The organism is Streptococcus chosunensis (assembly GCF_003626515.1).
In the GTDB taxonomy this organism is placed as follows: domain Bacteria; phylum Bacillota; class Bacilli; order Lactobacillales; family Streptococcaceae; genus Streptococcus; species Streptococcus chosunensis.
In genome coordinates this window covers 1,098,953-1,109,282 of record NZ_RBCK01000001.1, presented here as the reverse complement: position 1 = coordinate 1,109,282, position 10,330 = coordinate 1,098,953, and the positions used below count along the sequence as shown (strand labels likewise).

General features: G+C 40.2%; 9 protein-coding genes and 1 other RNA gene. 8 read left to right on the top strand and 2 right to left on the bottom strand.

What is annotated here, in order from left to right; translation table 11 throughout:
* Positions 1-143: 143 nt before the first annotated feature.
* Both pbp1a and recU read right to left on the bottom strand, forming a co-directional pair.
* On the bottom strand, positions 144-2,327 hold the full coding sequence (gene pbp1a, locus D7D54_RS05340; RefSeq protein ID WP_120718977.1) for a penicillin-binding protein PBP1A: 2,184 nt from the start codon (positions 2,325-2,327) through the stop codon (positions 144-146).
* Positions 2,324-2,920, bottom strand: coding sequence for a Holliday junction resolvase RecU (recU, locus tag D7D54_RS05335; RefSeq protein ID WP_120718976.1), 597 nt, complete (start codon positions 2,918-2,920; stop codon positions 2,324-2,326). Before recU ends, pbp1a begins: the two co-directional genes overlap by 4 nt.
* A gap of 66 nt (positions 2,921-2,986) precedes the next feature.
* On the opposite strand from recU, the gene D7D54_RS05330 reads away from it, so the two are divergent.
* The 8 genes from D7D54_RS05330 (at position 2,987) to D7D54_RS05295 (ending at position 10,220) form a co-directional block, all read left to right on the top strand.
* Positions 2,987-3,514 carry an SLOG family protein gene (locus D7D54_RS05330; RefSeq protein ID WP_020901565.1) on the top strand — a complete coding sequence of 176 codons (528 nt, stop codon included), beginning with the start codon at positions 2,987-2,989 and terminating at the stop codon, positions 3,512-3,514.
* 72 nt (positions 3,515-3,586) lie between these two features.
* Positions 3,587-3,916: a cell division regulator GpsB gene (gene gpsB, locus D7D54_RS05325; RefSeq protein ID WP_020901566.1), complete on the top strand. Its 330-nt coding sequence runs from the start codon at positions 3,587-3,589 to the stop codon at positions 3,914-3,916.
* 20 nt (positions 3,917-3,936) lie between these two features.
* Positions 3,937-4,318: RNase P RNA component class B (rnpB, locus tag D7D54_RS05320), an RNA gene on the top strand.
* An 84-nt stretch (positions 4,319-4,402) separates the two neighbouring features.
* Positions 4,403-5,560: a THUMP domain-containing class I SAM-dependent RNA methyltransferase gene (locus D7D54_RS05315; RefSeq protein WP_049544893.1), complete on the top strand. Its 1,158-nt coding sequence runs from the start codon at positions 4,403-4,405 to the stop codon at positions 5,558-5,560.
* A gap of 13 nt (positions 5,561-5,573) precedes the next feature.
* Complete coding sequence (gene mapZ, locus D7D54_RS05310) at positions 5,574-6,992, top strand: cell division site-positioning protein MapZ (protein WP_120718975.1); 1,419 nt, start codon at positions 5,574-5,576, stop codon at positions 6,990-6,992.
* A 75-nt stretch (positions 6,993-7,067) separates the two neighbouring features.
* Complete coding sequence (gndA, locus tag D7D54_RS05305; RefSeq protein WP_000158778.1) at positions 7,068-8,492, top strand: NADP-dependent phosphogluconate dehydrogenase; 1,425 nt, start codon at positions 7,068-7,070, stop codon at positions 8,490-8,492.
* Between the two features lie 11 nt (positions 8,493-8,503).
* A complete protein-coding gene (locus D7D54_RS05300; RefSeq protein WP_120718974.1) occupies positions 8,504-9,193 on the top strand; it encodes a response regulator transcription factor in 690 nt (229 codons plus the stop codon).
* A gap of 85 nt (positions 9,194-9,278) precedes the next feature.
* Entirely contained in the window at positions 9,279-10,220 is a 942-nt protein-coding gene (locus D7D54_RS05295) for a PspC-like choline-binding domain-containing protein (protein ID WP_023946592.1), read from the top strand.
* The last annotated feature ends 110 nt before the right edge of the window (positions 10,221-10,330 follow it).

Below are 10,330 nucleotides of genomic sequence, written 5' to 3'. Positions count from 1 at the left end.
CTTAACAGTATTCTAAACCAGTAGAGTGTATAGAACAAAAAAACCTGAGAAGTACAATTGACCTTCTCAGGTTTTTATTATCTAATTATTGATTGAGCAAAGAACAGATTGAAAAACCACCCAATTTTTGGGTGGTTAGTAATTTATTGTTGCGCTGGTTGAGGATTTTGGTTAGGCTGCCCTTGATTGGTACTTGGTTGTTGTGTCGCCGTATTCTCATTGGTTCCAGCATTGGGAGTAACTGTATTTGAATTTGGATTTGTGTTTGGTGTCGTTACACTTGACTGAGAGGTTGAAGTCTCTGGAGTCTGGTTCGCAGGAGCAGGTGTAGAACTTTGTTGAGTAGCAGGAGCAGTCCATGTAGGACGAGCTCCATTCTTAAAGACATATTCTCCACTCCTATATAAGCCCTCAGGCATAGTCCAATCTCCTGGGTGGTCATCTTCTGATAGGTAAGTCATCATTGAACGATAGACTGAAGAAGCAACTGTGAACCCACTGCCGATGACTGGAGTAAGACGATTTGAGTAACCTGTCCATACGGCCATCGAATATTTACGAGTATAGCCGACAAACATTTCATCCGGTGCAACAAGTTGACTTGATTTAATATGATTTTCGATTTCTTCATCTGAATAGTTAGAGGTACCTGTCTTACCGGCTTGAGGGAGCCATGAAATATAGGCATTAAAACCAGTTCCAGAGGTCAAGACTGTTTTCATCATTTCAGTCATCATATAGGCAGTAGTTTCTTTCATAGCTCGTGTACCAGCATCTGAAAATTCTTTTTCACTACCGTCACTGAAGACGACCTTATTGATATACATTGGCTTGTGGTAAATACCACCGTTGGCAAAAGCAGCATAGGCTGCAGCCATTTTTTCACTACTTGCTCCGTATTGTTTATTAGATTCTGTTGTATTACTTGATATGGCGTTAGAATAATGCATATCTGGATAGTCAATTCCTAAACCATTTAAGAAGGTTTTTGCACGATTTAATCCAACTTTGTTGAGTGTTTCTACAGCAGGAACATTGCGAGATTGCTGTAGTGCATATTGCAGGGTGATATTACCGAAGTATCCTCTATCCCAGTTGTAGACAGGGGTATTTGTTCCAGGATAATTATACGGGATATCGCGTACAATGGTAGCAGTTGAGTCATAGATATCAAATTCCAAAGCAGGAGCATAATCAGTGATGGGTTTCATTGATGATCCCCAGTCACGATTGGTCTCCACAGCCTGGTTGGTGCCGAATGAAACATTACTTGCTTGATGACGAGCACCAAGTTGTGCAATAACGTTACCATTAGATACATCTACAATAGTCGAAGCTACTTGCATGTCATCATCAGGATAAGTGACATATTGGTCGGTGTTATAAACATCCCAGAGTCGTTGTTGGACATCTTTGTCCACATTTGTATAGACATCCATACCTGTAGTAAGAAGGTTGTAACCAGTTTCTTGTTCAACTTGGTCGATTACTTCTTTAAGGTAGTTGTCCATGTATGCAGGATAGCTGTTACCGGATTTCAGGCTTTGTAGACCATCGGTAACAGGGGTATTAATAGCTTTTTCATAATCTTCTGCACTAATGTATTTTTGCCCTTTCATTTCTGAAAGTACCAAGTTACGACGCTCTAGAGCAGCTTCTGGATGGGAATAAGGATCATATTGGTTAGGTGCCTGAGGCATTCCAGCTAGGAGCGCTAACTGTGGCAAGCTTAAATCCTTCAAGTCTTTTCCATAGTAATTTTGGGCTGCGGTTTGCATTCCATAGTTACCGTTAGACATGTAGACTTTGTTGATGTAGTAGGTTAGGATTTCTTGCTTAGTTGCTTTTTGTTCTAATTGAACGGCCAGCCAAGCTTCTTGGGCTTTACGTGACAAGGTTTGATCAGCAGTTGAAGTTGAGAAATAAGTTAATTTAATCAATTGCTGAGTCAAGGTTGAAGCCCCTTGGAGCCCTCCTTTCCCTTGGAGGTTTCTTAATGTCGCCCCCATGATACGAATGGTATCAACACCTCTATGGTCAAAGAAACGGTGGTCTTCGATAGACACAATTGCCTTGACTAAGTCAGTAGGAATTTCATTTGCTTGAGCATTTACGCGACGTTCAGATCCAAGGTCAGCAATCAGTTCGTTTTTGTTGTCATAAATCTTGCTAGAAGTTGTCGCAACTAATTTACTTTCAGATAAGGCTGGAGCCTTGCTAACAAAGTAGAGGAAGACGCCACCACCTAATAGAAATAATGCGATAAATAAGGTAAGAAATGTAATTCCAATATACTTTAAGAATCGCAGAATAGTTTGTTTATTCATCTTGTTTTACCACCTAGTAAATGTTCTTTGATAATATCGAGATAGGGAATTTGAGGGAAAGCTCCTTGCTTTATTAAATATCCGTATTCTTTGATATATCCAAGTGGCATTGATTTTTGGCCCTTATCTTGATGATAAAAGCGAATCAAATCAAGTGCCGGCAACAAATAAGTTTCTTGTCGAGAAGAAAAATGAAGCAGTACGAAGCAAATGCCCTGCTGTTCTAGAACTTGTTCCATATGTTGAATCTGGTGAAGATGGAAGTTCTTCATTGGGATAGCATTTTTTTGCCGCGTTTCCTTGGCTTCAAAGTCAATGTAATGTCCTCTATATACGCCAGAGTAATCTGTTGTGGAAGCTTGTCTAAAATAGGCTTCTACAATTTTGGCTCGACTACGTTGAGGATAGTCTACTCGAACGATTTGAACAGGCGTTGGTTTTTTATGGATAACTGCCATACCATGCGTCAGATAGTAGTCGTTTGTAGCGTTAATCATCTTTTCAAAAGTCATTCCTCGATTTGCGAAATTTTTTGGTTGAGAAATGGATGTTTGGCTTTTTTTTGATGAAATTTTATGAGGATAGTTGACCATATTTCTCCTTATTGGTACAATAACATCACTCTATTATACCATAAAAATAGAAAGAAAGGTGTAAAAATGACTACAGCTTTAATTATGGGATATTCTAATTTTGACTTGGGTTTATTTAATGAAAAAGATATCAGGTTAAAAGTTATAAAGAAAGCCATTCGCCGTGATTTAGAAAGTTTAGCAGAAGAAGGGATTAAATGGCTGGTCTTTACAGGAAACTTGGGATTTGAATCTTGGGTGCTTGATGTCGCAAATGAAATGAAAGACGAATATGATTTTAGCCTAGCGACCATTTTTGATTTTGAAACACACGGGGAAAATTGGAATGAAGCGAATCAGCTTAAACTTAGCCAATTTAAGCAGGTTGATTTTGTCAAATATGCCTATCCTAAATATGAACATATGGGGCAACTACGAGACTACCAACGATTTTTGCTGGGAAATACTGATTTAGCTTATTTTTTCTATGACCCAGAAAATGAGACCAAATTAAAATTTATAGACAATTTGATGAAAAATCAGGAAGGTTATCGCATAAAAAGGCTAACCTTTGAAGACTTAAATGAGCTAGTAGAAAATTTTTCTGAAAAGTAAGGCTTTGACCTTGATTTTTGTTTGTCTTTTTTTATATAATAATACTATTAGAAACCGAGAATGGAGAGAGAGATGGCAAGTATTATTTTTTCAGCAAAAGATATTTTCGAGCAAGAGTTTGGACGTGAAGTCCGTGGGTATAGTAAGGTTGAAGTTGATGAATTTTTGGACGATGTCATCAAGGACTACGAAACTTATGCTGCCTTAGTCAAGTCTCTCCGTCAAGAAATTACAGAGTTGAAGGAAGAATTGTCTCGCAAACCTGAATCTGCACCGGTTCAAGCAGAACCACTTGAAATGACAGCAACAACTTCTATGACGAATTTTGATATTTTAAAACGTCTAAATCGTCTTGAGAAAGAAGTATTTGGTAAACAAATTTTGGATAACTCTGATTTATAAGAGCTTATTTGAAAAGTGCAATTTTTGGATAATCGCGTGAGGAGAATTTCTTTTCATGAGGAAAGTCCATGCTAGCACAGGCTGTGATGCCTGTAGTGTTTGTGCTAGGCGAAACCATAAGCCTAGGGACGAGAAATCGTTACGGCAGTTGAAATGGCTAAGTCTTTGGATAGGCCAGAGTAGGCTTGAAAGTGCCACAGTGACGGAGTCTTTCTGGAAACAGAGAGAGTGGAACGCGGTAAACCCCTCAAGCTAGCAACCCAAATTTCGGTCGGGGCATGGAGTACACGGAAACGAACGTAGTACTCTGACTGCTATCAGCTGTAAGTTGTTAGTGGTAGACAGATGATTATCGAAGGGAGTGGTCCTAGTCACTTCTGGAACAAAACATGGCTTATAGAAAATTGCATATAGGTTGGGGCTGAGAAAACTTTCTCAACCTCATTTTTTAAAGTGGACATATAGAAAGGTCTTATAAGACTGAAAATGAAAAAAGAATTTAATTTAATCGCTACTGCTGCAGCGGGTCTTGAGGCTGTCGTTGGTCGTGAAGTGCGAGAGTTGGGCTACGATTGTCAGGTTGAAAATGGACGTGTTCGTTTTCAAGGAGACGTGAGAGCCATTATTGAAACTAACCTCTGGCTTCGAGCAGCAGATCGTATCAAAATTATCGTAGGAACGTTCCCAGCTAAGACATTTGAGGAGCTGTTTCAGGGAGTTTTCGCTCTAGATTGGGAAAATTATTTACCACTTGGAGCTCGATTTCCGATTTCAAAAGCCAAATGTGTGAAATCTAAACTACACAATGAACCCAGTGTTCAGGCTATTTCAAAGAAGGCCGTTGTTAAGAAATTGCAGAAACACTACGCCCGCCCAGAAGGTATTCCTCTGATGGAGAATGGCCCAGAGTTTAAGATTGAGGTTTCTATTCTCAAAGATGTAGTAACTGTCATGATTGATACGACAGGGACTAGCCTCTTTAAACGTGGCTATCGTACCGAAAAAGGTGGGGCTCCTATCAAGGAAAACATGGCGGCAGCCATTTTACAACTCTCTAACTGGTATCCAGACAAGCCCTTGATTGATCCGACCTGTGGTTCAGGAACTTTCTGTATCGAGGCAGTTATGATTGCTAGAAAGATGGCTCCTGGTCTTCGTCGCTCCTTTGCTTTTGAGGAATGGAACTGGATTAGCGATCGCTTGATCCAAGAAGTTCGTACTGAAGCAGCTAAGAAAGTGGATCGTGAGCTTGAGCTAGATATCATGGGCTGTGATATCGATGCACGTATGGTGGAAATTGCTAAGGCCAATGCTCAGGCAGCAGGTGTTGCAGGAGATATTACCTTTAAGCAGATGCGCGTGCAGGATTTGCGTTCTGATAAAATCAATGGAGTGATTATCTCTAACCCACCTTATGGTGAACGCTTGTCAGATGATGCAGGAGTTACCAGGCTTTATGCTGAAATGGGTCAAGTATTTGCACCGCTGAAAACGTGGAGCAAGTTTATCTTAACCAGTGATGAAGCCTTTGAGACCAAGTACGGTAGTCAGGCGGATAAGAAACGTAAGTTGTACAACGGAACTTTAAAAGTTGATTTGTATCAATATTTCGGTCAGCGTGTGAAACGTCAGGAAGTAAAGTAGGAAGGAAAAACTCATGAGTAAGAAAAGACGGAATCGTCATAAAGCAGAACATCAAGAGGCGCAATTTGATTTTGATGAAGCCAAAGAGCTAACAGTTGGAGAAGCTATGCGAAAAAATGAAGAGGTGGAAGCAGGTGTATTGCCTGGAGATTCTATCTTGGACAAGTATGTGAAACAACATAAAGATGAAATTGAGGCAGATAAGTTTGAAACGCGTCAGTTTAGCAAGGATGATCTAGTTGAAAAAGAAGAGGTAGAAGAGATAGAGGAAACTCAGACTCTGGATAATTTACTTCAAGAGCTTCGTGAGGGAACAGGAGTAACTTCTCCAGCTCCAGAAGATGAATTGCGTCAGTTTGATGATTTAGAATTAACACGAGTTTCAGAAGCTCCTCTTGTCGAAGAATTTGAGACGGAAGAGGTACCATTAGTTGGAGCGGAAGAGGCTCTCACACGTTCTCGAGTCACAGATAGTGAAGATGGAAAAAGTAAGAAGAAATGGGTGCTTTACGGTATTCTAGCAGCCTTAGTGGTTCTTATCCTTGGAACTGGTTATTATGTTTATCGTCAAGTGGCTCGTTCGACCAAGGAAATCCAAACTTCTCAATCAACTACAAATACGCAGTCAGATGCGGAAGAATTCAATAATTTATATGATGCCTTCTATACAGATAGCAACAAAACGGCTTTGAAGAATAGCCAGTTTGATAAACTGAGTCAACTGAAGACCTTGCTTGATAAGCTAGAAGGTAGTCGTGAATATACGCTTGCAAAATCTAAGTATGATAGTCTAGCAACTCAAATCAAGGCCATTCAAGATGTCAATGCTCAATTTGAGAAGCCAGCTATTGTAGATGGAGTTTTGGACACTAACGCTAAAGCTAAATCGGATGCTAAATTTACAGATATTAAAACTGGAAATACGGAGCTTGATAAATTGCTAGATAAGGCTATCAGCCTTGGTAAGAGCCAGCAAACAAGTGCTTCAAGCTCAAGTTCAAGTGAAACTAGCAGCTCAAGCTCTAGTCGAGCAAGTGAAAATACTGCTAGTGAAACAAGTCCAAGTAGCTCAAATACTGCATCAACCGAAACTAGAAGTACTCGCAGTGAAGTCAATATGGGTGTATCAAGTGCAGGAGTGGCTGTTCAAAGAAGTGCGAGTCGTGTTTCTTATAACCAGTCTGCTATTGATGATAGCAATAATTCTGCCTGGGATTTTGCTGATGGTGTCTTAGAACAAATTCTAGCGACTTCACGTTCACGTGGTTATATCACTGGTAACCAATATATCCTTGAACGTGTTAATATTGTTAATGGCAATGGTTATTACAACCTCTACAAGCCAGATGGAACCTACCTCTTTACCCTTAACTGTAAGACAGGATACTTTGTTGGAAATGGTTCTGGACATGCGGATGATTTGGACTACTAAACAGTCGTTACAAAATTCTTTCTTTTCAAAAGTAAAAATGATAAAATAAAACAAATTAAACAAGAGGAGTGTCAAATGACAAAAGCTAACTTTGGTGTCGTAGGTATGGCCGTAATGGGTCGTAACCTTGCCCTTAATATTGAATCTCGTGGTTACACAGTTGCTATTTACAATCGTAGTAAAGAAAAAACGGAAGATGTGATTGCTTGCCATCCTGAAAAGAACTTTGTACCAAGCTATGACGTTGAAAGTTTTGTAAACTCAATCGAAAAACCTCGTCGTATTATGCTTATGGTTCAAGCTGGACCTGGTACAGATGCTACTATCCAAGCCCTTCTTCCACACCTTGACAAAGGTGATATCTTGATTGACGGAGGAAATACTTTCTACAAAGATACAATCCGTCGTAATGAAGAATTGGCAAACTCAGGTATCAACTTTATCGGTACTGGGGTTTCTGGTGGTGAAAAAGGTGCCCTTGAAGGTCCTTCTATCATGCCTGGTGGACAAAAAGAAGCCTACGAATTGGTTGCGGATGTTCTTGAAGAAATCTCAGCTAAAGCACCAGAAGATGGTAAACCATGTGTGACTTACATCGGTCCTGATGGAGCTGGTCACTATGTGAAAATGGTTCACAACGGTATTGAGTATGGTGATATGCAATTGATCGCAGAAAGCTATGACTTGATGCAACACTTGCTAGGCCTTTCTGCTGAAGACATGGCTGAAATCTTTACTGAGTGGAACAAGGGTGAATTGGACAGCTACTTGATCGAAATTACAGCTGATATCTTGAGCCGTAAAGACGATGAAGGTCAAGATGGACCAATCGTAGACTACATCCTTGATGCTGCAGGTAACAAGGGAACTGGTAAATGGACTAGTCAATCATCACTTGACCTTGGTGTGCCTTTGTCACTAATCACTGAGTCAGTATTTGCACGTTACATCTCTACTTACAAAGAAGAACGTGTGCATGCTAGCAAGGTTCTTCCAAAACCAGCTGCTTTCAAATTTGAAGGAGACAAGGCTGAGTTGATTGAAAAAATCCGTCAAGCCCTTTACTTCTCAAAAATCATTTCATACGCACAAGGTTTTGCTCAATTGCGTGTAGCTTCTAAAGAAAACAACTGGAACTTGCCATTTGCAGACATCGCATCTATCTGGCGTGATGGCTGTATCATCCGTTCTCGTTTCTTGCAAAAGATTACAGATGCTTACAACCGTGATGCAGACCTTGCCAACCTTCTTTTGGATGAGTACTTCTTGGATGTTACTGCTAAGTACCAACAAGCAGTGCGTGATATCGTAGCTCTTGCGGTTCAAGCTGGTGTGCCAGTGCCAACTTTCTCAGCAGCTATTACTTACTTTGATAGCTATCGTTCAGCTGACCTTCCAGCTAACTTGATCCAAGCACAACGTGACTACTTTGGTGCCCATACTTACCAACGTAAAGACAAAGAAGGAACCTTCCACTACTCTTGGTATGACGAAAAATAAGTAGGTCTGCCATGGGGAAACGGATTTTATTACTTGAGAAAGAACGAAATCTAGCTCATTTTTTAAGTTTGGAGCTCCAAAAAGAGCAATACCGAGTTGATCAGGTTGAGGAGGGGCAAAAAGCCCTCTCCATGGCTCTTCAGACAGACTATGACTTGATTTTATTGAATGCTCATCTGGGGGATATGACAGCCCAGGATTTTGCAGACAAGCTGAGTCGAACTAAGCCAGCTTCAGTCATCATGGTCTTGGACCATCGCGAAGAATTGCAAGATCAGATTGAGACAATCCAAAGCTTTGCCGTTTCGTACATCTATAAGCCAGTTATTATTGATAATTTGGTGGCTCGTATTTCAGCGATTTTCCGAGGTCGGGACTTCATCGACCAACACTGTAGTCAGATGAAGGTTCCAACGTCTTACCGCAATCTGCGTATGGATGTAGAACATCATACCGTTTATCGTGGCGAGGAGATGATTGCTCTGACCCGTCGTGAGTATGACCTTTTGGCTACTCTTATGGGAAGCAAGAAAGTTCTGACTCGTGAGCAGTTGTTGGAAAGTGTCTGGAAGTATGAAAGTGCGACCGAAACAAATATCGTGGATGTCTATATCCGTTATCTACGTAGCAAGCTTGATGTAAAAGGTCAAAAAAGCTACATTAAAACAGTACGTGGTGTTGGTTACACCATGCAAGAATAAAGAGCAGTTGCAGTTATGTAACTGCTTTTTATATGTTGACATGCGATTTTGTATTTGCTACAATCAGCTATGGAGGATAGGTCTAATGAAAATAATAAAAAAATTGATGCAAATTGCATTAGCAGTCTTTTTCTTCGGTTTGTTAGCAACAAGTGCAGTATTGGCGGATGATGCTGATTTAGAAGGTTGGAAATTTGTCCAAGAAAATGGTAGAACTTACTACAAGAAGGGTGAAATCAAAGAAAAGGCTTGGCGAGTGATTGATGGCAAGACCTATTATTTTGATCATGTATCAGGAGAAATGGTTGTCGGCTGGCAATATATCCCGTTTCCATCTAAAGGTAGTACAATTGGTCCTTACCCAAATGGTTTAAGATTAGAATCTATGCCAATGCCACAATGGTACTACTTTAACCAAGATGGGGTTCTTCAAGAATTTGTTGGCAAGCAAGTTTTAGAGGCAAAAACTGCTACAAATACCAACAAACATCATGGGGAACAATATGATAGTTCAGCAGAGAAACGAGTCTATTATTTTGAAGATCAACGTAGTTATCATACTTTAAAAACTGGTTGGATTTCTGACGAAGGACATTGGTATTATTTACAGAAGGATAGTGGCTTTGATGCTCGTATCGACAGTTTGACGGTTGGGGAGCTAGTGCGTGGTTGGACCAATGATAACTCAACTTGGTACTATCTAGATCCAATAACTGCTACAATGCAAACTGGTTGGAAACAACTTGGCAATAAGTGGTACTACTTCCGTTCATCAGGTGCAATGGCAACTGGCTGGTATCAAGAAGGCTCAACTTGGTATTATTTAGACCAGTCAAATGGTGATATGAAAATTGGCTGGCAATACCTCGGTAACAAGTGGTACTATCTCCGTTCATCAGGAACTATGGCAACTGGCTGGTTCCAGGTCGGTAGTAAATGGTACTACGCTTATAGCTCAGGTGCCTTGGCAGTGAATACGACCGTAGATGGCTATTCTGTCAATTATAATGGCGAATGGGTTCAATAATGAAAGAGGCGATTGTGAATGGAAACAATCGCTTTTTTTGTGAAAATATAATAAAATAGATAGGAAAGAATAAATACTTGTATGAAAATAAGACGTTCTTTTCGTCTAGT

Excerpts from the sequence above, each read along its gene's own strand:
- D7D54_RS05330 (WP_020901565.1), top strand. The coding sequence starts at position 2,987 with ATGACTACAGCTTTAATTATGGGATATTCTAATTTTGACTTGGGTTTA.
- pbp1a (WP_120718977.1), bottom strand. The coding sequence starts at position 2,327 with ATGAATAAACAAACTATTCTGCGATTCTTAAAGTATATTGGAATTACA.
- mapZ (WP_120718975.1), top strand. The coding sequence starts at position 5,574 with ATGAGTAAGAAAAGACGGAATCGTCATAAAGCAGAACATCAAGAGGCG.
- D7D54_RS05315 (WP_049544893.1), top strand. The coding sequence starts at position 4,403 with ATGAAAAAAGAATTTAATTTAATCGCTACTGCTGCAGCGGGTCTTGAG.
- gpsB (WP_020901566.1), top strand. The coding sequence starts at position 3,587 with ATGGCAAGTATTATTTTTTCAGCAAAAGATATTTTCGAGCAAGAGTTT.
- recU (WP_120718976.1), bottom strand. The coding sequence starts at position 2,920 with ATGGTCAACTATCCTCATAAAATTTCATCAAAAAAAAGCCAAACATCC.
- D7D54_RS05300 (WP_120718974.1), top strand. The coding sequence starts at position 8,504 with ATGGGGAAACGGATTTTATTACTTGAGAAAGAACGAAATCTAGCTCAT.
- gndA (WP_000158778.1), top strand. The coding sequence starts at position 7,068 with ATGACAAAAGCTAACTTTGGTGTCGTAGGTATGGCCGTAATGGGTCGT.
- D7D54_RS05295 (WP_023946592.1), top strand. The coding sequence starts at position 9,279 with ATGAAAATAATAAAAAAATTGATGCAAATTGCATTAGCAGTCTTTTTC.